18 protein-coding genes and 2 CRISPR repeat arrays are annotated in these 23167 nt (G+C 69.5%); of the genes, 8 read left to right on the plus strand and 10 right to left on the minus strand.

The window, feature by feature from the left end; translation table 11 throughout:
• Positions 1-293: 293 nt before the first annotated feature.
• From Dfulv_RS21410 to Dfulv_RS21420, 3 genes are all read right to left on the minus strand, one after another.
• On the minus strand, positions 294-716 hold the full coding sequence (locus Dfulv_RS21410) for an HAD family hydrolase (RefSeq protein WP_259866042.1): 423 nt from the start codon (positions 714-716) through the stop codon (positions 294-296).
• 20 nt (positions 717-736) lie between these two features.
• The gene (locus tag Dfulv_RS21415) at positions 737-889 is read right to left on the minus strand and encodes a hypothetical protein (protein WP_259866045.1); all 153 of its coding nucleotides are present in this window, start codon (positions 887-889) and stop codon (positions 737-739) included.
• 123 nt (positions 890-1012) lie between these two features.
• On the minus strand, positions 1013-1378 hold the full coding sequence (locus tag Dfulv_RS21420) for a MerR family transcriptional regulator (protein WP_259866047.1): 366 nt from the start codon (positions 1376-1378) through the stop codon (positions 1013-1015).
• Here Dfulv_RS21420 and Dfulv_RS21425 point away from each other — a divergent pair.
• Entirely contained in the window at positions 1350-2315 is a 966-nt protein-coding gene (locus tag Dfulv_RS21425; protein WP_259866050.1) for a polysaccharide deacetylase family protein, read from the plus strand. The genes Dfulv_RS21420 and Dfulv_RS21425 overlap by 29 nt on opposite strands.
• A gap of 233 nt (positions 2316-2548) precedes the next feature.
• Here Dfulv_RS21425 and Dfulv_RS21430 read toward each other — a convergent pair whose 3' ends face one another.
• Entirely contained in the window at positions 2549-3892 is a 1344-nt protein-coding gene (locus Dfulv_RS21430; RefSeq protein ID WP_259866052.1) for a PLP-dependent cysteine synthase family protein, read from the minus strand.
• A 197-nt stretch (positions 3893-4089) separates the two neighbouring features.
• Between Dfulv_RS21430 and Dfulv_RS21435 the strand changes: the two genes are divergently transcribed.
• The 5 genes from Dfulv_RS21435 to Dfulv_RS21455 are packed head-to-tail and all read left to right on the plus strand — an operon-like array spanning position 4090 to position 9500.
• Positions 4090-5256, plus strand: coding sequence for an ABC transporter substrate-binding protein (locus Dfulv_RS21435; RefSeq protein ID WP_259866054.1), 1167 nt, complete (start codon positions 4090-4092; stop codon positions 5254-5256).
• Between the two features lie 7 nt (positions 5257-5263).
• On the plus strand, positions 5264-6355 hold the full coding sequence (locus tag Dfulv_RS21440) for an ABC transporter permease (RefSeq protein ID WP_259866056.1): 1092 nt from the start codon (positions 5264-5266) through the stop codon (positions 6353-6355).
• Positions 6349-7149, plus strand: coding sequence for an ABC transporter ATP-binding protein (locus Dfulv_RS21445; protein WP_259866058.1), 801 nt, complete (start codon positions 6349-6351; stop codon positions 7147-7149). The genes Dfulv_RS21440 and Dfulv_RS21445 overlap by 7 nt, the downstream gene beginning before the upstream one ends.
• 21 nt (positions 7150-7170) lie before the next feature.
• Entirely contained in the window at positions 7171-7818 is a 648-nt protein-coding gene (locus tag Dfulv_RS21450; RefSeq protein WP_259866060.1) for a YcnI family copper-binding membrane protein, read from the plus strand.
• A complete protein-coding gene (locus tag Dfulv_RS21455; protein ID WP_259866061.1) occupies positions 7815-9500 on the plus strand; it encodes a copper resistance CopC/CopD family protein in 1686 nt (561 codons plus the stop codon). The genes Dfulv_RS21450 and Dfulv_RS21455 overlap by 4 nt, the downstream gene beginning before the upstream one ends.
• A 92-nt stretch (positions 9501-9592) precedes the next feature.
• Here the strand turns inward: Dfulv_RS21455 and qcrB are convergent, their stop codons facing one another.
• The 5 genes from qcrB to Dfulv_RS21480 form a co-directional block, all read right to left on the minus strand.
• On the minus strand, positions 9593-11176 hold the full coding sequence (gene qcrB, locus Dfulv_RS21460; RefSeq protein ID WP_259866064.1) for a cytochrome bc1 complex cytochrome b subunit: 1584 nt from the start codon (positions 11174-11176) through the stop codon (positions 9593-9595).
• Between the two features lie 133 nt (positions 11177-11309).
• Complete coding sequence (locus Dfulv_RS21465) at positions 11310-11774, minus strand: PP2C family protein-serine/threonine phosphatase (protein ID WP_259866066.1); 465 nt, start codon at positions 11772-11774, stop codon at positions 11310-11312.
• A gap of 60 nt (positions 11775-11834) precedes the next feature.
• A CRISPR array of direct repeats spans positions 11835-13507; the repeat unit is 28 nt; unit sequence GGACCACCCCCGCGTGCGCGGGGAAGAC.
• 115 nt (positions 13508-13622) lie between these two features.
• Positions 13623-14387, minus strand: a complete 765-nt coding sequence (gene istB, locus Dfulv_RS21470; RefSeq protein ID WP_259867330.1) for an IS21-like element helper ATPase IstB — start codon at positions 14385-14387, stop codon at positions 13623-13625.
• 77 nt (positions 14388-14464) lie between these two features.
• On the minus strand, positions 14465-15736 hold the full coding sequence (gene istA, locus Dfulv_RS21475; protein WP_259858826.1) for an IS21 family transposase: 1272 nt from the start codon (positions 15734-15736) through the stop codon (positions 14465-14467).
• Between the two features lie 123 nt (positions 15737-15859).
• Positions 15860-18328: a CRISPR direct-repeat array (repeat unit 28 nt; unit sequence GGACCACCCCCGCGTGCGCGGGGAAGAC).
• 368 nt (positions 18329-18696) lie between these two features.
• Entirely contained in the window at positions 18697-20766 is a 2070-nt protein-coding gene (locus Dfulv_RS21480) for an HsdM family class I SAM-dependent methyltransferase (RefSeq protein ID WP_259866067.1), read from the minus strand.
• Positions 20767-20861: 95 nt separating this feature from the next.
• On the opposite strand from Dfulv_RS21480, the gene Dfulv_RS21485 reads away from it, so the two are divergent.
• Together Dfulv_RS21485 and Dfulv_RS21490 are read left to right on the plus strand one after the other, a co-directional pair.
• The gene (locus Dfulv_RS21485; RefSeq protein WP_259866069.1) at positions 20862-21044 is read left to right on the plus strand and encodes a hypothetical protein; all 183 of its coding nucleotides are present in this window, start codon (positions 20862-20864) and stop codon (positions 21042-21044) included.
• 19 nt (positions 21045-21063) lie between these two features.
• Entirely contained in the window at positions 21064-21744 is a 681-nt protein-coding gene (locus tag Dfulv_RS21490; RefSeq protein WP_259866072.1) for a hypothetical protein, read from the plus strand.
• A gap of 3 nt (positions 21745-21747) precedes the next feature.
• Here the strand turns inward: Dfulv_RS21490 and Dfulv_RS21495 are convergent, their stop codons facing one another.
• Positions 21748-23010 carry a serine/threonine-protein kinase gene (locus tag Dfulv_RS21495; protein WP_259867827.1) on the minus strand — a complete coding sequence of 421 codons (1263 nt, stop codon included), beginning with the start codon at positions 23008-23010 and terminating at the stop codon, positions 21748-21750.
• Positions 23011-23167: the final 157 nt, after the last annotated feature.

Consider the following 23167-nt stretch of genomic DNA (forward strand, 5'->3'; position numbering starts at 1 on the left):
GTCCAGGGCGGTCCCGGCCGTGTTGTTGCACCCGGCGCAGGTCAGCAGCAGGCCGCGACCGCCGAGCGCGTGCGGCGGGACATGCTCCTCGGTGAGCAGTCCGGCAGCCCGGGGCCGGCGCAAGGGTCCGCACGAGCTGCGCGGGAGTTGCGACGGACGGACCGGTGTAGCTGGAGACCGTGACCAGGTCTGCCGTTGCCGCGTGCCGTCGGCAGACGTCAAGCCAGTCGGGCGTGGTCTGCCGTTAAGGCGTGAGCAGGTTCCATGGGAGGTACAGGTGCGGTCCCTTGATGTTACTGAAGCGCAGCGATCGCATCTGGCACCTCCGCAAGCGTACGTACCGCCGGACCGTCGTCCGTAGACGACGATGGCGCGTAGAGCAGAGTGTGCATGCCGGCCGAGCGGCCGGGAAGGATATCCATCTCCATCGAGTCACCGATCATCACCACATCGTGCGGATCGGCTGCCAGGCGCTCGAGCACGGCGCGGAACGCCTCCGGTTCAGGCTTGGCGACCCCCAACTCCTCGCTGACGAAAACGTGGTCGAGCATCGCGCCGAGTCCGGTTACGGCGAGCTTGCGGAGCTGGCCGTCGAGCGGCCCGTTGGTGAAGACATGACAGCGGATTCCTTGCTGCGCGAGAGAACGCAGACACTCGATCGCGCCATTCATCGGCGTGATGCGGTCGTTGACCTCCGTCATGAAGCGCCGGTTCATTTCGGTGACTATGTGGTCGACTACAGGCGTGGCTCCAAGCTGTTCCGCCGATCGATCGCCTCGGCTCGTTGCTCGGGCTCCAGAAGCGCGAACGCATGCTCCAGGCCGCGCCGCCGGGCATCGGCAAAATCGCAGAGCGTCTCATCCAGGTCGAACACCGCGTGCTGGATCATGTGACCTGGTCCAGTGGGCACACGGTCAGCGGAGCGATCAGCAGCCGGAAGGCGCGGTCGTCGGTGGTCACGATGGGATCGCTCAGGCCGTACTCCTCACCGGGGAGAGTCCATGAAGCCGGGCTACGGGCGGCGACGCGATGCTACGTTGATCACCTCGTCAAGGACGTCGCGGGAGTTGGTCAGCTCGGTGATCATCCGGTCGATGCGGTCCCGTTCGGCGGCCAGGTCGGCGGCCAGCTGCGGGGTGGCGATCTCCGAGGGGCCACCGTCGGCGTCCCGCATGCACGGAAGCAACCGCGCGATCTTCCTGCTGTGCAGCCCTGCGGCGAACAACTCCTGAATCCGGATGACCCGGTCGACCGCCTGCTCGGGATAGTCCCGATGGCCGCCGGACGTGCGGTCGGCCACCAGTAACCCCTGCTGCTCGTAGTAGCGCAACGACCGCTCGCTCACCCCGGTGCGCCGTGCCAACTCACCGATCCGCATCACACTTCCCGGGCTTGAACCTGACATCAATGTCAACTTATACCGTCCGGGCATGGCGAACACCAACCTGCCCGACACCGTGGAAAACACGCTTTTCGACTACAGCCCCATCACCGAACGGCCGGCGATCCGCTGGCCCGGCGGCGCCCGAGTTGCCGCCTATGTCGGGCTGAATGTCGAGCACTTCCTGCTCGACCGCCCATCCACCAGCATCTGGCCCGGAACGGCGGACCTGGTGCCGGACGCGCTCAACTACGGCTGGCGCGACTACGGCGTCCGGGTCGGGATCTGGCGCACGATCGACAGCCTGGACCGGCACGGCATCCGGGCAAGTGTCCTGCTGAACTCCGCGGTCGCCGACCACTACCCTCAGATCATCAAGGCTGGCCTGAGCCGGAACTGGGCCTGGCTCGCGCACGGGCGAACCAATTCGATCCTGCAGGCCGGGATGTCCCTCGACGAGGAGCGCCGCTTCCTCACCGGCATCGTCGACACCATCGCCACCGCCACCGGTCGGCCGCCGCGCGGCTGGATGGGGCCGGGGCTGACCGAGACGTTCAACACCCCAACCCTGCTCGCCGAGCTCGGCCTGAGCTACCTGCTGGACTGGACCAACGACGACCAGCCCTACCGGCTGAACGTGCCCGGCATGATCAGCGTTCCGTACTCCGTCGAACTCAACGACCTCCTGCTGTTCGGCAAGGGCACCACCGGACCGGAATTCGTTCAGATCGTCAAGGATCAGTACGAGCAGCTGCACGCCGACGCCGAACACAGCGGCCGGGTTATGGCGCTGGCTCTGCATCCGTTCGTCACCGGACAGCCGTTCCGGGCCAAGTACCTGGACCAGGCGTTGGCGTACCTCGCGGCGCAACCCGACATCTGGCTGACCACCAGCGACGAGATCGCCGAGCACTACATTTCGAACTGGTCGTGATGCATCGGCAAACGAAACCGGTCCGCGCCCGGCCGGCCTTCCCTCGGGTAGGCCGGCGGACGCCCGGGTGCCCCTGATCAGTGCGGGACGGTCAGTGGCGGTGCTGCTGGTCGGTGAGCTTGAAGGCCAAGCGGCCGTGGGCGAAGGCGGCTCCGAAAAGGGAAGTTTTCGATCGTGTCGTCAAGTCCTGGCAGGAGGTGAACGCCGACGCGACGTGCCCGCCTGGGACTGGCTCATCGGACGGGCCGGGGCAGGACCGCGCGAACCCGGCCGTCGTGGAGGACCGCGAACCAGTCGCCGACGACACGGGCGAGAGCGGCGTCGAGCGGCTCGCCGATACCGGCCGTCGGCAGGGCAGGGGCGACCAGGGGTTCCACGAGGTCGCCTTTCAGCGAGTCGCGGAACAACGCGCCAACGACGTCGCCGGCCGCCCAGGACGGCGACACCGAGGATCGGTTGACGACGACGAGCGCTACCTCGGCGCCGGTGCGGCCGAACACCTCCTGTGCCTGAGCCACGGTCGCCGTGACCGGCACGGCGGCCGGCGGCGGCGCGTCGGCCACGAGGTCGCCGAGCACCGGCCGGGTCCGGTCACCGTCGAGGAACCCGTTGCGCAACAGCCAGTCGTCGTCGAAGTATTTGGAGAGGTAGTTGCGGCCTGAGTCGGGCGCAACTACCACGACAAGATCGTCGGGGCCGAGACCGCGGGCCACCCGCAACGCGGCGGCCACGGCCGCGCCGCCGGACGCGCCGACCAGCAGACCTTCCCGGCGGGCGAGAGCCCGGGTCGCCGCGATCGCCTCGCGGTCGCTGATCCGCTCGATCGCGTCGAGCACTTCGCTGTGGTAGGACAGCGGCCAGACATCGTCGGCCGTGTCCGGGTGGAGGTAGTGGCCGATGCTCTCGACGTAGTAGGGGCTCCCGTCACCCCCGCCGTAGGTCGAGCTTTCGGGGTCGGCACCGATCACGCGGACCCGGCCGTCGCTGACGCGCTTGAGATGGGCGCCCGTGCCGGAGACGGTGCCGCCGGTGCCGATGCCGGCGATGTAATGGGTGACGCGGCCATCGGTTTGCGCCCAGATCTCCGGACCCGTGGTGTCCACATGCGCCTGGGGATTCGCCGGGTTGTCGTACTGGTTGGCGAACCATGCGCCGGGCGTTTCCTCGGCGATGCGCCGCGCGAGCTGGCTGACGTGCGCGGGGTCGTTCCGCGACACGCCGGAGGCGGTGACGACCACCTCGGCGCCGTAGGCGCGCAGCGCGGCGAGCTTGTCGGTGCTCGTCTTGTCCGGCACCACGACGATCGCCCGGTAGCCGCGCTGCGCGGCGACGATCGCGAGTCCGATGCCGGTGTTGCCCGACGTGCCCTCGACGATGACGCCGCCCGGCCGCAGCGTTCCGTCGTGCTCGGCCGCCCGCACCATGTGCCGCGCCGCTCGGTCCTTGACGCTGCCGCCGGGGTTGAGGAACTCCGCCTTGAGGTACACCGGCGCGCTGATGCCGTCGGTGACCCGGCTGAGCCGGATCAGGGGCGTGTGGCCGACCGCGTCGAGGGCCGACTCGTAAACATGTTCCATCGCGCTGGTGACCTCCCAGGGCCGGCTGTGCCCACTCATCATGAGGTGATGCGGTTACACATGTCCATGATTAATCATAGCTAACAGATGGGAATAGTTGTATTTGAACGCGTGGCGCGATACGGTCCAGATGTTCCGGGCCGCCACGCGGCCCGTGCGACCACGAGCGGTCCAGCGCGCATAGAAGGTGATCCACGATGTCGGACAGCCCTCTGCAGAAACCACAGGAAAACGGGTCGCCGGAGCCGGACCACGCTCCGGCAGGTGACGCTCTCGTCGAGGCCAACGTCGACCTCGACGCACCGCAAGGCGTCTCCCGCCGGCGCCTGCTCACCGCCGCCGGTGTCGGCGCCGGTGTGCTGATCGCGGGTGGTCTCGCCGGTTGGGCATTCGTGCGCAGCCGTGACAAGGACGCCAGCTCGGCCGACGGGCTGACCGTGACCAAGTCGTGGGCCGACCGCGAGCTCGCCATCACCACTCCCAGCGGCGTCTGCGAAGCACCGCTGGTGGTCGCCTACGAGAAGGGCTTCTTCCAGCAGGCGGGTCTCAACGTCGTGCTGAAGAAGGCCGGCACTGACGAGGACACCACCGCGGCCGTCGGTTCGGGCAAGTACGTCGCCTCCAACGGCATCTTCTTCAACTACCTCGGCCCGATCTACAACGGCACCCCTGTCAAGCTCAGCGGCGGTCTGCACCACGGCTGCCTCGACCTCTACGTCCGCAACGACGGCACGGTGCCCACGGTCGCCTCACTCAAGGGCAAGAAGATCGGCGTCAGCAGCCTGCAGGGCTCCGCGACCAACTTCTTCTCCCTCGACCTGCTCGACGCCGGCATCAACTCCAGCCCGGCCGCCAAACAGGTCGAGTGGGTCGTCATCGAGCAGCCACTGCTGCCCCAGGCGCTGAAGGACGGCAGGGTGGACGCCATCGCGACGGCCGGCGGCTACCTTCCGATCATCCAAGGCGTCCAGGAAGGCTGGGCCAAGGAGATCTCGAACAACCGGAACATCAGCGCCAACGCCAACCAGCCCTGCTGCGCGGTCGTGCTCAACAACGAGTTCGTGAGCCAGGACCCGGTCACCGCCGGCAAGCTCGTGTCCGCCTGGGCCCAGGGCTCCCGGTGGGCGGGCGCAAACCTCGAGGAGACCGCCGAGATCGAGTCGAGCAAACACTACGTCGCGGGCACACCCGACGAGATCCTGCAGGTGCTCAGGACCCTCACGTTCGACCCGTCGCCGAAGAACCTCCGCGAGTCCCTGCAGCCGGGCATCGCGAAGTACGTCAAGACGGGCTTCCTGCCGGCCGAGGTGGACGTCCAGGCGCTGGCCGACAAGGCGTTCGTCGACCTCGGCCTGAACTTCTGAGACGACCGTGGCCGCTGACACCACCACTGCCGCGCCGGCCTCGCTCAAGGCCGAGGCGACCGTTCAGGGTGCGGTCCGTATCCATGCCGCACTGGAGAAGGTCGCCAACCCGGCGCGGGTCAACCCGATCCTCATCGGCGCTGGCATCCTCGCCTGGGTCGTCTTCTCCGTCGTCGCATCGGCGGTGCCCAACAGCGACAAACTGCCGATGCGCGACACCCAGTCGATTCAGGCGACCACGACCTTCACCGTCATCGCGGGCCTCGTCGTGGCGGCGGTGTGGGTGGTGATCTGGGCCCTGACCGCTGCGCGCGGGCGCACGGGCGCCTGGGCCGTCGACCGGGTGTCGCACGGCGCCGCCTGGCTGTTCGGCTCAGGCATCTGGGTGCTGTTCTGGGAGATCTCGACGGCCAAGACGGTCGTGCTCGCGCCACCCTACTTCGCCGCTCCCCAGCAGATCATCGACCGGTTGTGGGACGACCGGGTGATCCTGTCCGAGAGCCTCGGCAACTCGCTGCTGCTGCTCGCCTCCGGCTTCGTCGTCGGGCTGGTCGCCGGCCTGCTCACCGGCGTGGTGATCGGGTGGTTCCAGGTGGCCAACTACTGGGTGCATCCGATCCTGGTGTTCCTGGGCCCGGTGCCGTCGCTGGCCTGGGTGCCGATCATCTTCGTGCTCTTCCCGACGGCGTACTCCGGCGCGGTGTTCCTGATCGCGCTGAGCGTGTGGTTCCCGATCACGGTGTTGACCCGGGCCGGGATCCTGAGCGTCCCACGCTCGTACTTCGACGTCGCGCAGACGTTGGGGGCGCGCGGCTGGTTCCTGGTGCTGCGGATCAGCCTCCCGGCGGCGCTGCCGAGCATCTTCACCGGCGCGTTCATGGCTCTCGGCGTGTCGTTCGTGAGCCTCACGGTCGCGGAGAACTTCGGCGTCAACTCCGGCCTGGGCTGGTACCTCAACTGGAAGAAGGGCTGGGGCGACTTTCCCGCGGTGTATGCCGGCATCGTCGTGCTCGTGGTCGTCTGCGGAATTCTGCTCACCCTGCTGTTCCGTGCCCGCAACTGGGTGTTGCGCTGGGAAAAGGAGCTGACCCGATGGTGAGTTCGGGTGCGGGTTCCGCGATCGACATCGTCCACGTGACCCAGGCGTTCCGCAGCGGTGGCCGGGACCTGCCGGTGCTCGACGACGTCTCGCTCTCGGTCGAGCCGGGCGAGTTCGTCGCCCTGATCGGCCCGAGCGGCAGCGGCAAATCCACCCTCATCCGGTTGCTGGCCGGTCTCGACAAGCCTCTGTTCGGCACCGTCAACGTCGGCGGCCGCCGCGTCAGCGGCCCCGATCCGAGCCGGGCGCTGGTCTTCCAGGACCCGACGCTGCTGCCGTGGCGCACCGTGCGCGGCAATGTGTCGATAGGTCCGCAAGCGCGCGGCCTGGCCGCCCGGGAGTCCCGGCACCGGGTCGACGAGTCGCTCGAACTGGTCGGACTTACCGAGTTCGCCGACGCCTGGCCGTCGCAGCTGTCCGGCGGCATGGCGCAACGGGCCGCGCTCGCCCGCGCACTGGTCAACGATCCGTCGGTGCTGCTGCTGGACGAGCCGCTCGGCAGGCTCGACGCGCTCACCCGCCGTGTGTTGCAGAACGAGCTGCAGCGGCTGTGGCGAAGCCGCGGATTCACCGCCGTGCTGATCACCCACGACGTCAGTGAGGCGCTGGCCCTCGCCGACAGGGTGTTCGTCTTCTCGCCGCGCCCGGCCCGGGTCCGGCAGGTGATCGACGTCGGCTTCGACCGTCCACGGGACCAGTCCGCCGGTGCGTTCGTCGCGCTCCGGGAACGGGTCCTCGGCCTGCTGGACGAGGAGGCGACGACACCGCCGGACGAACTCGTGCCCGCCCACTGACCGCCTACAAGGGAATGATCGATGTACAGGTTCGCGTTCATCGTGTCCGCCGTCCTCGTCCTGGCGCTCGGCCTCGCCTCGCCGGCCGGCGCCCACGTCACGGTGTCCTCCTCGTCGACGCAGCCCGGCTCCTGGGCGACCCTGACGTTCAAGGTACCGACCGAGTCCGACACCGCCAGCACGACCGGCCTCACGGTGCAGCTGCCCACGGACACCCCGTTCACGTCGGTGCTGACCCAGGCCGTTGCCGGATGGACGGTCAAGACGTACCGGTCGCCGTTGCCGAAGCCGCTGACGGACGACGACGGCACCACCATCACGTCGGCGATCACGAAGGTGGAGTGGACCGCGACCGATGGCGGCATCGGCCCCGGCCAGTTCGGCACGTTCGCGCTCGCCGTGGGCCCGTTGCCGGACAGCGGCACCGTGTACTTGCCGGCGATCCAGCACTACTCCGACGGCACGGACGTCGACTGGGTGCAACAGGCCGAGGGCGGCGCGGAGCCCGAACATCCGGCCCCCAGCATCGTCGTCGCCGCGCCGCCGCCCGCCACCGCGGTCTCGTCGGCCGGACGGGACGGGTGGGGCATCGGGCTGGGCGTCACCGGGATCGTGCTCGCGTTGCTCGCCGGGGCGTCGGGCGTCGCCCTCGCCCGAGGCCGCCGGTGACCCGTGGCGGGGCGGCGCTCGTGGCCCTGGCGACACCGTTGCTCGCCGTGCTCCTGTGGGCCGCGCCGGCCGAGGCCCACGCGTACGCGGTGTCCACCGACCCCGCCAACGGATCGCAACTGCAGACGGCTCCGTCCGCCGTACGGGTCACGTTCGACGAGCCGGTGACGCTGCCGCCGGCGCCCGACGCCGCGAGCGTGATCGGCGAGGACGGCGGACGCGTCGATACCGGGCAGGCCCGGTTGGAGCCCGGCCGCCGCACCCTCATCATCACGGTCCGCGCCGGCCTCCCGCACGGCGTGTACATCGTCAGCTGGTCGGTGGTCTCCGCGGACACACACCCGGTCGGCGGCTCGATGCAGTTCGGGTACGGCGTACCCGCGGCCGCGGTCTCCGCACCGACGGCCGGCAGCGCGCCGAGCACCGGGTGGGAGCTCGCGGTGGCCGCCACCAAGGCGCTGGTGTACCTCGGACTGGTCGCCGCCGTGGGGCTAGTCCCCGCGGCCCTCGTCCTGGGTGCCGAGCGACGTGAACGGAAAATCCTGTGGCGGGCGGCCCGCATCGGCGCGGCCGTGGCCGCCGCCGGTTCCGTGGCGCAGGTCGTGGTGCAGTACCAGTGGCAATCCTCCGCCACCCGCGGCGGGCCGAGTTGGACAGGCCTGGCCGGTTTCGCCGAATCCTCGTACGCCACGGCGGTCTGGGTCAGGCTCGCATTGGTGGGCGCCGCGGTCCTGGTGCTGCCGCCGTGGAACCGGCTCGCGCCCCGGCGGATCCGCTGGACGGTCGGCGGCCTGCTCGCGCTCGCCACGCTCGGCAGCGTGGTGCACAACGGCCACGGCGGCGGCGGGCCGTGGTGGCAGTTCGCGTCGACGCTGCTGCACGTCGCCGCCATGACCGCCTGGCTCGGCGGACTGGCCACACTCGGCTGGCTCCTGTTGCGCCGGCGCATCGCCGGCAGGCGATTGCGGCGGCTGCCGCTATGGTCGGTGTACGCCGCCGTGGCGGTGGCCGTTCTGCTGACCTCCGGCCTGGTCCAGTCGGTCGTCGAGGTCCGCTTTCCCGGTGCCCTGACCAGCACGACATACGGGTTCGTGCTGGTGGCGAAGGTGCTCCTCGTCTGCGTGGCACTGGCGTTGGGGTACACCGGCAACCGCTGGATCCGCCGGGAGATCGCCCTGGCCGGGTCCTTGGACGCCGACGCGCGGCCCGCTCCCGGGCAGACCGCCCGGCTGCGCGGCCGGGTCCGCCTGGAGGCCGCTGCCGGCGTCGCCGTCGTGGTCGTGTCCGGTGTGCTCTCCTCGATCACACCGGCCGAGGCGGCGTACGCCCCGCAACAGCAGATCCGCACCGCGATCGGCCCATTCGCCGTGACCATCGGCATCGCGCCGGTGCGGCGCGGTCCGCAGAGCTTCCGGATCACCGTTGCGGGGCGCACCGACGCCACCCCGCTCGCCCAGTCGCTTCAGCTCCAGCTGCGCCAGCCCGACGGGCCGGTGCGGGCGCTCGAGGTCCGCTTCCCGTATCGGCTTCCGGGCGAGATCCGGCCTGGCGTACCCACCCCGATCACGTTCCCCAGCACGACCGTCAACGTCCCGTCCGCCGGCAGCTGGACCGGCACGTTGACGGTCGTGGCCGGGCGCACGCAGCAGTACACGACCATCTTCGATTTCCGGGTGTACTGAGCGGTTGTCAACGTGTACGACGCGCTCGGCGGCTGAGCCGGCGCCTGAACCCATGCGGGTACGATCCCGAAGCGGGGTCGGCTCCCGGACTCCTACGCGGCATCGCGATGCTGGCGGTGGGGTTCATCGGCTTCGACGCCCGGACCGAGGTCCGCGGGCCCTTCGATCGGCTTGAGGAAGCCTCTGACGGCGGGTGCGAGCGCGCCGAGTTGGTTCATCTTCTTCGGAACCGCCCGACCGGCGTACCGCAGGTCGGTGTGGCCGTTGTGGTCGGGGGTCGCGAGCGGCTGGTGGATCTCCGTGAATCCACCGTGCGGCAGGCGCCGGATGATGCCGGTCTCCACGCCGTGTGCCAGCACCTGCCGGTCGTGCTGCTGCAGCCCCAGACAGATGCGGTGGGTGATCCAGTACGCCAGCGGTGGTAGGAGTAGCAGCCCGAGCCGGCCGGCCCAGGTCATCGCGTTGGTGCTGATGTTGAACGTGAGGGCGATGACATCGCCGGCGCCGGCGATGGTCAGCACGAGGTAGAAGGTGACGGCCATGGCACCCAGCGCGGTGCGGGTCGGAGCATCCCGCGGGCGAACGAGCAGGTGATGCTCCCGGTTGTCCCGACGCACCCGCGCCTCGATGAACGGGTAGGCCATGGGCACTGCGAAGAGGAGGCCGGGTAGCACCACCGCCGCCCAGAAGATCGGCGGGACGGCATACCCGTCGCCGATCGGGAGCGTGAGCTCCCAGGGCGGCATCAGCCGAACCGCGCCGTCGAGGAACATGACGTACCAGGCCGGCTGCGACAACGCCGACACGTCCGCTGCCCGCGCCGGCCCGAAGAGCCACACCGGGTTGACCTGGACCATGCCACCGAGCAACGCGATCACCGCGAAGACGAACATGAGCAGCCCGGCCCGCTGCATCGCGTACCGTGGGAACATACGCTCGCCCTCGACGGCCGTTTTCCTCCGGCGCGGATCCGGCCACTGGATCGGCTTCTGCCGCAGCCGAAGTCCTATTTGGACGAGCATCAGCGCCGCCAGAATTCCGGGCAGCAGCAGCACGTGGAGCAGGTACATGCGACCGATGATCACGTCGCCCGGAAACTCGCCGCCGAAGATCGACGACGCCAGCCAGGTGCCGGCCACGGGTATCGACAGCAGGATGCCCTGCAGGATCTGCATGCCGGTGCCTGACATGCCGTCGTCCATCATCATGTAGCCGGTGTAGCCGGTGACCAGGCCGGTCCAGAACACCAGCAGGCCGATGGTCCACTTCAGCTTCCGCGGCTTTCGGAATGCGCCGGTGAAGAAGACCCGCAGCAGATATATGACGATCGCCGCCATGAACAGCAGCGCTGCCCAGTGGTGCATCTGACGCATCAGCAGCCCGCCGCGGACGTCGAACGAGATGTCCAATGCGGAGGCGTAGGCCGCGGACATGTGCGTTCCCTGCAACGGCGTGTACGACCCGTCGTACACCACATCTTCCATCGAAGGATCGAAGAGGAGCGCCAGCAACGTGCCGGTGACAGCGAGCACGACGAATGAGTACAGCGCGATTTCGCCCAACAGGAACGACCAGTGGTCGGGAAAGACCCGGTTGAGCACGCCGCGTAACGGCGTGACGGCCCCTAGCCGGGAATCCGCTGCGCTACCGGTCTTGCCAGTGCTGCGCTTGTTCATGTCCAGGCCCCTGCTCGTGGAGTTGCGCCGCGCGGATCGTTCGTGCGACGTCCGTTCGAACATCAAGACGTGGGCGAGCCGAGGTTTGTGAGATCGCGGCCCCGTGACGCATGTCACCCTCCGCGGCCGCCGATCATGCGATGCGCTGTGCCAGGAGTGTGCATGCGTCGTCGCCGGCGGCGTCGAAGTCGAGCTGGCCGAGGACGGCCGCCGGCTGCCCACCGGCGATCCGGTCGGAGAGCAGGTCGATGCCCTCGTCCAAAGGGCCTCGCTTGATCAGGCCGTCGGTGTAGAGCAGCACCGAGTGCCCAGGGAGCAGTTGGTGCGACTGCTGTGCGAGCGACGCTGCAGGGAACACCCCTAGCAGCGGCCCCTGGGGGTTCGGCAGGCACGTCGTCGCCCGGTCGCCGTCCGCCAGCAGCAGCGGTGGATGTCCGGCGCGCGCCCAGCGCAGCTGACCCGTGCCCGGGCGGTACGTCGCGATGACAGCGGTGGCGGTTGTCACGGTGCCGGTGCGGCACAGCAGCATGTTGAGCCGGGACAGGATCGTCGCCGGTGGGTGGCCCTCGGTGGCGTACGCGGCCGTCGCGTACCGCAAGCCGATCATCGTCTCGACGGCCTCCAGTCCGTGCCCGATGGCGTCGCCGACGCCAGGAGCGGACCACCCCTGCGCACGCGGGGAAGACACGGCAAACAGCGCCAAAATGATGGTGCTCAAGGGACCCCCGCGTGCGCGGGGAAGACGGGCTCTCCGGACATCAGGGCCGCGTACGCGCAGGACCACCCCCGCGTGCGCGGGGAAGACAATGGCCGTGTGAACGTGGTCAAGGCTGCTGTAGGACCACCCCCGCGTGCGCGGGGAAGACCCCCGTTTCGGCGGGGTGGCCGCTATGGACACATGGACCACCCCCGCGTGCGCGGGGAAGACGTGATTGCCCGCCCGCGCCACACATAAGAGTCAGGACCACCCCCGCGTGCGCGGGGAAGACTGTCGGATGAACGTCGCCTGGCCGGTGACCTCGGGACCACCCCCGCGTGCGCGGGGAAGACCAGACCGGCACCGTCACCGACGGCAGCCACGTCGGACCACCCCCGCGTGCGCGGGAAAGACGTTACCCACCGCTACCTCCCCTTGGCCGCGTCTGGACCACCCCCGCGTGCGCGGGGAAGACGCGATCGTCTACGCCTGGACCCATTTCGAGGCCGGACCACCCCCGCGTGCGCGGGGAAGACGGACGAACCTCGGCGGTGAGGTCGACGCACAGCGGACCACCCCCGCGTGCGCGGGGAAGACGCCTTGAAGACGGAGGCCTGCGGGTCGTACGACGGACCACCCCCGCGTGCGCGGGGAAGACGCCGAGTCGAGCAGCTGCACGCCGTCCGCGCACGGACCACCCCCGCGTGCGCGGGGAAGACACCTGGCACGCCCACGAGGACCAGCCACGCGCGGGACCACCCCCGCGTGCGCGGGGAAGACAGCATCGGCCGCTTCCCGTCGTCGCCCCATCCCGGACCACCCCCGCGTGCGCGGGGAAGACGGCCGGCGAGTTCAGCGGGTTCGCCGACGACGCGGACCACCCCCGCGTGCGCGGGGAAGACGACGACGGGCTGCCGATGGCGACGAAGGGCGACGGACCACCCCCGCGTGCGCGGGGAAGACCCGCGCTGTTGTCGGCTGGCATGATCGGAGGCGGGACCACCCCCGCGTGCGCGGGGAAGACGTCCGCGACGTCGTCGCGGCCACCGACATCGACGGACCACCCCCGCGTGCGCGGGGAAGACCTGCTTTGGACCAAATGCGCGTGGTTCCGCGAGGGACCACCCCCGCGTGCGCGGGGAAGACATGACCGGTTGGAATCCGCGATCGAACGGTACCGGACCACCCCCGCGTGCGCGGGGAAGACTACGGCCCCATGTCGCTCGGGGGCATGCTGGCGGGACCACCCCCGCGTGCGCGGGGAAGACGGCCGAGCACATCCTCGCCCGACTCGACCGGCCGGACCACCCCCGCGTGCGCGGGGAAGACCAAAAGCTGATCGGCGCGCTGGTCGGGCTGCTGGGACCACCCCCGCGTGCGCGGGGAAGACAACGACCAGACGAAGCTGCTGCAGATGCAGCGCGGACCACCCCCGCGTGCGCGGGGAAGACGCGCTGACCGCCGAGTCGGTCAGCGATGCCACGGGACCACCCCCGCGTGCGCGGGGAAGACGCGACCGTTCAACGCCTCACGGTACGCGGCAGCGGACCACCCCCGCGTGCGCGGGGAAGACGCGGGCTCATTCACGATCGCGCAGGTCGGGCCGGGACCACCCCCGCGTGCGCGGGGAAGACGGACGCAGATTCTCGAACTGAAGGGCGGTGGGCGGACCAACCCCGCGTGCGTGTCGCCGATTTTTGAAATTTGACCCCTTTTGGGTTCCGGAATTTTGACCCCTCCGGTGGTTGGTCAGTTGTGGTTGGTGCGGTTGTCTTTGTTGAGGAGTTCGCGGCGTTGGCGGGTGCGGTAGGAGTCGCCGGTGAGGGTGAGGACCTCGGCGTGGTGGACGAGTCGGTCGATCATGGCTGCGGCGACGACGTCGTCGGAGAAGGTCTCGCCCCAGCGTCCGAACGGCAGGTTCGAGGTGACCATGACGGAGCCTTGCTCGTAGCGGGATGCGATGAGTTGGAAGAACAGGTTCGCGGCGTCCTGGTCGAACGGGATGTAGCCGACTTCATCGATGATGATCAGTTTGTAGCGGCGGATCTTCTTCAGTTCGGCTTCGAGACGTCCGGCGTGGTGGGCCTCGGCGAGGCGGGTGATCCAGTTGCTGGCGGTGTCGAACAGGACGGAGTGCCCGGCCTGGGTGGCTTTGACGCCGAGGGCGATGGCGAGGTGCGTTTTGCCGAGGCCGGGTGGTCCGAGCAGGATCACGTTCTCGGCTTTCGCGACGTAGGTGCTGGTGGCGAGGTGGGCGAGGACGTCGCGGCGCAGTGAGGGCAGGTGGTCGAGGTTGAAGTCCTCGAGGGTTTTCACGGTTGGGAAGTGCGCGGTGCGGATGCGCATGACGGTGCCTTTGGACTCGCGGTCGGCGACCTGGCGTTGCAGCAGCGCGGCCAGATATTCTTCGTGGGACCAGTTCTCGTCCCGGGCCTGACCGGCGAGTTCTTCCCAGAACGCGCCGATGGTGGGGGTCTTCAGGACCCGGGTGAGGTAGGCGATCATCGACGGCATCCCGTCCTTGATCCCGCCGCCGGGCCCGTTTCTGGGGCCGGTGGGCTGGGCTTGCTGGGATTTCGTCTTGGTGGTGGTCATTCGCTGCTCGCTCTCGTTGCTGTGCTGGTGGTTGGGTTGAAGTCGACGCCGAACAGGGCGTCGTAGTCGTGCAGGGCCCGCAGGGTGACCGGATGCCCGTCGCCGTGGTGGCGGGTGGCCGCGAGGCGTCGTTGGCGGTCTTCGGCGAGGGCGTGGCGCATCAGCTTCGCGGTCGCGGCGTGGCCCGGGTCGGTGATCACGCCGTGTTTGGCCCAGGACCGGTCGTGCCGGGCCACGACGGTGCCGTCGCAGGACACCGTCACCAGATGCGCCGTGGCGGTGACCTCGACGAACCGGCCGATGAAACGCGGGTCGACGGAGTAGTCGACGGTGTCGACCCGCACGTAGTAGTCCCGGCCCAGCCGGATCCGTTGCTGCAAACCGACTTGCGGCCCGACCGGTGGCAGCGGCAGCATCGCCGGGCGGTCCGTTTCGAGGAGGTCCACGGGCCGGCCATGGATCGAGCGGACCGTGCGGGTGTTCGCCGTGCTCCCCAGCCAGTCACCGAGCTGGGTGTTGAAGTCGGTGGGTGAGGTGAACCGCCTGCCGGGCAGGAACGACGTCTCCAGATAGCCGTTGGCGCGTTCCACCATGCCCTTGTATTCCGGGTCGCGGGGCGGGGCCAACTGGATGCGGGTGGCGAGGGTCCCGGCGAACGCCGCCGCCGGGGCGCTGACCCTGCCGGTCCCGCCGATCGCGGACTCCCGATCCCAGACCAGGGTCCGGGTGACGCGCCCGATCCCGCAGATCAGCAGCCACATCCCGGACAGGATGTCCCCGGCCTGCCGGGTCGGGATCATCGTCGCGGTCATGAACCGGGAGAACCCGAGCGTCATCACCAGCACCGGCAACACCCGGTCCTGACCCGCAGCGACCGGGATCCGCGGCTGCGGGAACCACAGATCGCACTGCGTGATCTGCCCCGGCTCATAGACGACCCGGTCGACCGGGTCGATCCCCACGTACTCCGGCCGGATCTGCGCCAGCCGCTTCTTCAACGGCGACAACGAATACGGCCAGCCGATCCGCTGCGCGATCACCGGAACCGGCATCCGCGGCCACTCACCCAGCAACACCCGGATCCGCGGCTCGAACGCATCCACCACCGACCCACGCGCCGGCCGCTCATACCGCGGCGGCCGATCCGACGCCAACGCCGCCCGCACCGTGTTCCGAGCCACCCCCAACCGCCGGACGATCTCCTTGATCGGCACCCCCTCCGCCCGGTGCAAACGACGGATCTCTGCCCAGTCCTCCACGCTCAACACCCTCCAAGATCATCAGAACGGAGGGGTCAAAATTCAAAAATCCGCTGGGGGTCAGTCTTCCGGAAGCTGCGACAGTGCGCGGGGAAGACTGCCGTGGGCGTCGACCGGATGGCGCCGGGCTGCGGACCACCCCCGCGTGCGCGGGGAAGGCGTCGGGGTGTAGGCGCCCAGCAGCGCGCTGACAGGACCACCCCCGCGTGCGCGGGGAAGACCGGTTCATGTGCCCGCCGAGCGTCTGCGCCGAGGGACCACCCCCGCGTGCGCGGGGAAGATTGATCCTGTCTCTGGTGCATGCTCCGCTGCTCAGGACCACCCCCGCGTGCGCGGGGAAGACCGGTCGACGGGCCTCGGCTTGTGTCAGGCGGCCGGACCACCCCCGCGTGCGCGGGGAAGACCTACTCGCCGCCGCCACCGAGATCCGCGAACGCCGGACCACCCCCGCGTGCGCGGGGAAGACCAGCTGCTCGACGTCGTCCGGCACGCCGAGGCCGGACCACCCCCGCGTGCGCGGGGAAGACGGCGGCAACGTCCTCGGCCTGTTCACCGACCTGGGACCACCCCCGCGTGCGCGGGGAAGACGGTTACTGGCGCCAGACCGGCGAGCTGGCGGGCGGACCACCCCCGCGTGCGCGGGGAAGACCCGGCTTAACCCAGATCGATACGGGTCGACACCGGACCACCCCCGCGTGCGCGGGGAAGACGGCGTGGTCGCGTCCCTCGCGGTCGCGGAGGTGGGACCACCCCCGCGTGCGCGGGGAAGACAACCAGCCGCGGACGGCCTCCAGGACCGGTTCCGGACCACCCCCGCGTGCGCGGGGAAGACAAACTGCCGAGCTTGTCGGAGATGTCGTCGATGGGACCACCCCCGCGTGCGCGGGGAAGACATCGCGCACCGGATCGCCGAGATCGAACGCGGTGGACCACCCCCGCGTGCGCGGGGAAGACGCGGCATCGAGGCCGATCGCCTCGAACGCCGGCGGACCACCCCCGCGTGCGCGGGGAAGACTCCTGCGGGCACCAGGCCGGACAGTTCCACCACGGACCACCCCCGCGTGCGCGGGGAAGACTGGCCCGGTTGCGGTCACAGCGCCCGCTGGACAGGACCACCCCCGCGTGCGCGGGGAAGACACCGCCTGCTCGTACACGGTGCGGCCGGCGCTGGGACCACCCCCGCGTGCGCGGGGAAGACCGCTCGACCGTTCGGCCGTCCCCCCGGTGGCGCGGACCACCCCCGCGTGCGCGGGGAAGACCTGCCGTTCGGGCCAGGACCGTTCTTTATGGCGGGACCACCCCCGCGTGCGCGGGGAAGACAAGGGGTGCCCGTGGGCGCCTGGTGGTGACTGCGGACCACCCCCGCGTGCGCGGGGAAGACGCGCTGTCCGACATGGCCGGCTACGGCCTGAAGGGACCACCCCCGCGTGCGCGGGGAAGACCGCTGCGGAGTGGCGCCGTACCGCTCACCGGCGGGACCACCCCCGCGTGCGCGGGGAAGACACCCACACCGCCACGGCCCATGTGAGCGGATGTGGACCACCCCCGCGTGCGCGGGGAAGACTGTCGGCTCTACCGGCTCACCGAGCAACACGGAGGACCACCCCCGCGTGCGCGGGGAAGACGGCACCACGGCCGGCAACGCCGCCGCTGTCACCGGACCACCCCCGCGTGCGCGGGGAAGACGCCTCTTCAGGCCCGGCCCCATCGAACAGGTCCGGACCACCCCCGCGTGCGCGGGGAAGACATCGGGCTGCGTGGTTTCACGTGCCGTATGGAGGGACCACCCCCGCGTGCGCGGGGAAGACGGCCGGTCGCCGTGGACCTCACCGCAGCTCCGGGGACCACCCCCGCGTGCGCGGGGAAGACAACCCACGCAACCTTTCCCGGCTCGGCCATCACGGACCACCCCCGCGTGCGCGGGGAAGACAGCCCACCGGAGAGGCAGGCGTTGCGGCCAGAGGGACCACCCCCGCGTGCGCGGGGAAGACGATCACAGCAACGGTCTTGATGTGGCGGCGCGGGGACCACCCCCGCGTGCGCGGGGAAGACGTGCTCCCCTGCTGGCTGAGTTTTTCTCTCCATGGACCACCCCCGCGTGCGCGGGGAAGACGAGACGTCGACGATGCCGTCGGAGCCGCCGCCCGGACCACCCCCGCGTGCGCGGGGAAGACTCCCGTACCCGTGTGGTCTGTTCTCCGCTTTCCGGACCACCCCCGCGTGCGCGGGGAAGACGCCGACGACGCGACGGCCGCTCGGCCTGTGATGGGACCACCCCCGCGTGCGCGGGGAAGACAAGCGCGGGGCCTTCGTCGTACCTACGTCATGAGGACCACCCCCGCGTGCGCGGGGAAGACTTGGGCCGGTCGGCGGGGAGCCGCCGAAGGTGCGGACCACCCCCGCGTGCGCGGGGAAGACGGAGATGGCTGTCAACGGCCTAGCACCCGAGGAGGACCACCCCCGCGTGCGCGGGGAAGACTAAACCAACGGACGACATACATCCCGTTTCCCCGGACCACCCCCGCGTGCGCGGGGAAGACAGCCACCAGGAAATCCCACCCAACAGCTATGAAGGACCACCCCCGCGTGCGCGGGGAAGACACTTGTTGACCTGCGGCGCTGGAGATCAACAGTGGCGTTTTTGTTCAGTTGCCTCTGGCGTAGCGGTCGTGCTGAACGGCCTTGAGCAGTCGCCGTCCAGACTGTTGTTGCAGGCGTGCATATGTTTCATCCCGTGAGACAGATGCGACTGACGGCGTCAGGTGCATGATGCCATGGGTTCGTCGGTCCATAGGCCCCTGCCTCCATAGTAGGCGCCGAGACCGGGATCCACCCTCTGGCCGTGGCCGCGCCTCATCCTGCCGAATTCGAGTCTGCAGGACGCTCCAGTTGCATCGATCCGGGGATGGCTCAGGCCGAGGACCGTTGGTGACGACGTGGTGATGGCGGTACGAAGAAGGGAAACCCGGTTACGACTCGTCTGACCGTGTTCGCGAGGGGTTGGTCCGACTCGATGCGTTCCGGTCGGTGCGGAGGGCAAAGGTGCCCGAGATGAGGCCGTCGTTGATCTCGCGAGCGAGTGTGGCCCCTGCTGTCGCCGCATGCTCTAGTCCTGCTCGGAACTCGGCCAGCTGACGGAATGCACGTCCGTACTCCTGTTGGTCTCGCAGTGCCAGCACCGGGATCGTAAGGCGTCTGAGGTCGATTCGCAGAGCGCTGTTGGTGGCGCTGGATGCTCGGCCGGTGACGCGTCGGTTGTCGGTGCGGGAGAGGACGCCGGCGACGAACCACGGATCGAACCGGGCCGGATCGATTCGCAGTACCTGCACGTCCGGTTCCGGTTCGGCGCCGACCTGGTCGGGAGTGGCGACCCGGGCGTTGATCTCGCGGCCCATGGCGGGGATGAGGAGGTCGCCGGGACTTATCCGTGATGCTTCAGTGCCGCGGGTGGCTGCGTCGGCCGGCTGGGTGCGGATGGGTGTGCGCAGGACCGACATGCTGCCGGCTCGGATGAGGTCGGCGAGGCTGGCCTGTGGTGCGGTGCCGAGAGTTGTTGCCTTCGCCGGCCGTACCTCAGGTAGTCCGTGTCGTAGCTCGGCGAGCAGTTGGTCGAGGTCTCGGATGTTCGCCTTGATCTGGATCGGGTCGGTGACGTGCTCGTCCGGCGGTGGTAGGTAGCGCTGGGGGGTCAGGTCTACCAGGTCGTCGAGGACTTCGATGGCGGGGACGGTGCGGTGGACGCCTGGCACGTCAGCGTGCCGGCCGGACCGGTAGTCGCGCCATACCGTCCCGATGAGATCGGTGAGTGAGCCGTTGCTGACGGCGGCGTTGACGAACAGCAGCCGGTCGGTGGGCGGCTGGTGTTCGTCGGGCTGGGTGAGCACCCAGATCTGCAGGCCGATACCGGCCGGTGGCATCAGGCCGGCGGGGAGTGCGACGACGGCGCGCAGGGCGCCGCGCCGGACCAGTTCGGCTCGGATGCGCCGGCCGGCTGGCCGTACGGCTGCGGCGGGTGGCATGAGCACGACGCTGGTGCCGCCGGGGGAGAGGTGGGCCAGGGCGTGCTGGACCCAGGCGAGTTCCGGCTCGGTGCGTGGCGGCAGGCCGTATACCCAGCGCGGGTCGTAGGCGAGCCGGTCGTGTCCCCAGTCGTGGATGCCGAACGGGAAGTTCGCCACGACGACGTCGGCCTGCAGGTCGGCGAATGCGTCGGCGAGCAGGCTGTCGCCCACGTGCAGCACGGGCGCAGCGGTGGGCTGCCCGGCCTGCTGTGCGCGCTGATGGACGAACCACAGACGTAGCAGGGCGATCAGCGCGTACTGCGGCTTGATCTCCTGTGCGTAGCAGTGGGTCATGGTTTCGGTGTGGAGTGCCTGGTCGGCGGCCATGCGCAGGATCGATCCGGTGCCGCAGGTGAAGTCGAGGACGTGCGTGCCGGGGCCGGCGATGGTGAGCATCACTTCCGCGACCGGGTCCGGGGTGCTGGCGAGGCCGGACATCGACTGGGCTGACGTGACGTACTGGCTGTGCAGATATTCGAAGGCGGTCTCCGCGTCCTGCTCCCGGCTCAGTTGGTCGACTGTGCGGAGCATCGCGGTCAGCTGCGGCCCCCACTGGTCGGGAAGCACGCCGCCGACCAGGGTTGCGAGCCGTCGGTCGACGGTGCGCAGCTGGGTGGTGAGTTGTTTCGGCGTGAGCAGGTTGTTGCCTGGGGTGGGCTGCGTGGCGCGAGCGAGCAGGTAGGACCCGGCGATGACCAGGGCGTCACCGATCTGCGCCGCCGGCTGGTAGCTCTCGATGTGGCGCCATGCCCATTGCTCGGTGCCGGTCTGGTGCAACTTGCCCTGACGGCGCAGCCACTCTTCGACGTCGCGGGCGTTGAAGGACGGGCTGCTGGGGGTGCCGCCGACCGGAGCTGGGAAGTCCGCGTAGCGGCGGCGCCAGTTGCTCACCGCTGCTCTGCCGACGTTGGCCAGCCGTGCGATGCCGCTGGCCGTGATGGTGGCGCCACCGATCACCGTGTCCTGCTCGCCTGCCATGCGTGAACGCTACCACGCCACATCAATTTTGTGACTGGTGTTCACAGTGACTTCCGTGTTAGCGTCGGCTGGTTCACAGGCGAGGAGGAAAGGCCATGGGACGGCGCGGGCACAGCACCACGATCGGGAAGTTCGCCAAGATCCATCACGCTCGCCGGGTCTCCGAGATTCGTGTGCTCGGTGAGCTGCTGCGCCGTGAGCAGCGAGCGGTGTTGACCGAGCCGGCTGCCTGTGACGTGTTGTCCGACGGGCCGGGCGCCTCCCACCCCGACGACTGAAGGAGGACCATGAACACGATTGCTCGCACCCACTCCGTCAACGGTCGCAGCGCCGCCGTTCGAGCCGGTCGCGTATCTGGTCGACGGTGCGCGTCGACTCGGTAGCCGGGCCCGCGACGCGGTGGCGTATCCGCGGGTGCGTCTCGACCCGGTGCTGGGTGGTGCCATCGCCAGCGCGTACATGACGGCGCCGAGCCGGGACGAAGGCGCCTTCGCCGCGTACGCGGCGTTCTGCGCGCAGACCGTGCGGCAGTACCACTTCCTGGTCGGCCGGGTGGAGTTCGGCGGGCTGGGCGTGGCGGTTCGAATTGTCGACGACGACCCGTATCCGGACGCCGAGGCGATGGTCGAGGAGGTGCGCCGACGGCGGCTGCGGGTGTTCGCCAGCGCGGCCACCGGCAATCCGCACCCGTACCTCAGTGACGGCGAGAACGACATGTTCCGCGCGGTGCACGACGCCTTCGGGCACGCGGCCAGCGGCCGTGGCTTCGACCCACACGGTGAGGAGGCGGCCTGGTTGAAGCACAGCGCGATGTATTCGCCGTTGGCTCGCCGTGCCCTGACCACGGAGGTCCGCGGGCAGACCTGTGCACAGCTGTTCCACTACGGTGGCGGCCGGTTTCCGGAGCAGAAGGCGGTGCTGCTGTCGCGACGGTTCAGCGATCCGCGGTCGGTGCGCGTCGACGGCGACGTCGGGTGATGCTCACGGGGTGGTGGGGTGCTCGGCGCGTAGCCGTGTGAGCTCCTGCCGGAGCTCGAGCACTGCCGGGTGGTCGGGGCCGTCGGCCCGGATGCGTTGTTCCAGCAGGGCGTCGAGCAGGCGGATTGCCCGGCTGTGCTCGCCGAGCGGCAGGTGGGCGCGGGCGGCGCTCTGCCGCCAGTCGAACACCTGGGGGTGGCCGGGACCGTACCGCTCCTCGTGCTGTTCGGCGAGTTGCCGCCAGCGTCGGGCGGCGGCCCGGTACTCACCTGCTGTGTACAGTTGCTCCGCCTGCCTGGCGGCTTCGTCTGCGTTGACATCGGGGGGTTCGGTCCGGGGCGAGGGCGCCGCGGTGCGCGCCGCGGGCCGTTGTCCGACGATGGCGGCGTAGGACCGCACCGGGTCGACACCGTCGCTGACCGCGCCGGGGATCGGCGGCAGGTTCCCGGCGAGCGGGGCGAGGGTGTTGTACACCTCGAGCGCGCTGGCCGGCCGATCCTCCGGGCGCTCGGCCAGCAGTGCGTGTACCAGATCGTCGAGCGCGTCTGGTATTTCAGGACGCAGCTGGGACGGGCGCGGCGGCGGGTCTTCCAGTTGGTGCCGCACGGTCGTCATGGTGGTGGCGCCGTCGAACGGTGGCTGGGTGGTGAGCAGGTGAAACAGTGTCGCGCCCAGGCCGTAGAGATCGGTGCGATGGTCGGTGGGGTCGTCCCGGATCTGTTCGGGCGCCATGTATCCGAGTGTGCCGACGCTCTCACCGGTGCGGGTGATCCGGGAGTACCGGTTGTCGTCGCGCACCACGGCCACGCCGAAGTCGAGCACCTTCACCGCGCCGCTCGGCTCCAGCATCACGTTGCTCGGTTTGAGGTCGCGGTGCACCAGTCCGATCTGTTGAGCGGCGATGAGCACGCTGCTGATCTGGGCACCGATGGCGGACACCCAGGCGATCGGTAGCGGATCCTGCTCGGCGGTCAGGTCCGTCAGCGTGATCCCTTTGATCTTTTGCAGGACGAGGTAGGGGCGCCCGTCGTGCTCGTCGAGGTCATACACGGTGGGCACGCCGGGATGGTCCAGTTGTGCGGTCAGCAGTGCCTCGCGGCGGAAACGGCGCACCAGGTCCGCGTCCATCGCGGCGAGATTGATCGTCTTGACGATCACATGGCGGTTGAGTCGCGAGTCCCAGGCCTTCCAGACCTCGCCCATGCCGTTGTGCGCCAGTGGGAGGCGCTCCACCACATACCGGTCCTTGAGGCGTGCGTCCGCCATCACGGGGGCCAGTTTAGCGGCCGGTGCCAGGTCCCGGAGTGCGTGACCTGTTCGGCGGACCACCCATCGAGCATTCATTCGTAAACGATATCAATCGGGGGATTGCTTGAAACTAATGTTCACAATACGCTGACGTCGGCCGATGGCTGCCCGTGCT

The organism is Dactylosporangium fulvum (assembly GCF_025137375.1).
Taxonomy (GTDB): domain Bacteria; phylum Actinomycetota; class Actinomycetes; order Mycobacteriales; family Micromonosporaceae; genus Dactylosporangium; species Dactylosporangium fulvum.

Coding starts and splice junctions, on each gene's coding strand:
- Dfulv_RS21495 (WP_259867827.1), bottom strand. CDS start 23,010: ATGGCGGACGCACGCCTCAAGGACCGGTATGTGGTGGAGCGCCTCCCA.
- Dfulv_RS21445 (WP_259866058.1), top strand. CDS start 6,349: ATGGTGAGTTCGGGTGCGGGTTCCGCGATCGACATCGTCCACGTGACC.
- Dfulv_RS21415 (WP_259866045.1), bottom strand. CDS start 889: ATGATCCAGCACGCGGTGTTCGACCTGGATGAGACGCTCTGCGATTTT.
- Dfulv_RS21430 (WP_259866052.1), bottom strand. CDS start 3,892: ATGGAACATGTTTACGAGTCGGCCCTCGACGCGGTCGGCCACACGCCC.
- qcrB (WP_259866064.1), bottom strand. CDS start 11,176: ATGAACAAGCGCAGCACTGGCAAGACCGGTAGCGCAGCGGATTCCCGG.
- Dfulv_RS21485 (WP_259866069.1), top strand. CDS start 20,862: ATGGGACGGCGCGGGCACAGCACCACGATCGGGAAGTTCGCCAAGATC.
- Dfulv_RS21435 (WP_259866054.1), top strand. CDS start 4,090: ATGTCGGACAGCCCTCTGCAGAAACCACAGGAAAACGGGTCGCCGGAG.
- Dfulv_RS21420 (WP_259866047.1), bottom strand. CDS start 1,378: ATGCGGATCGGTGAGTTGGCACGGCGCACCGGGGTGAGCGAGCGGTCG.
- Dfulv_RS21480 (WP_259866067.1), bottom strand. CDS start 20,766: ATGGCAGGCGAGCAGGACACGGTGATCGGTGGCGCCACCATCACGGCC.
- Dfulv_RS21450 (WP_259866060.1), top strand. CDS start 7,171: ATGTACAGGTTCGCGTTCATCGTGTCCGCCGTCCTCGTCCTGGCGCTC.
- Dfulv_RS21410 (WP_259866042.1), bottom strand. CDS start 716: ATGAACCGGCGCTTCATGACGGAGGTCAACGACCGCATCACGCCGATG.
- istB (WP_259867330.1), bottom strand. CDS start 14,387: ATGCCGTCGATGATCGCCTACCTCACCCGGGTCCTGAAGACCCCCACC.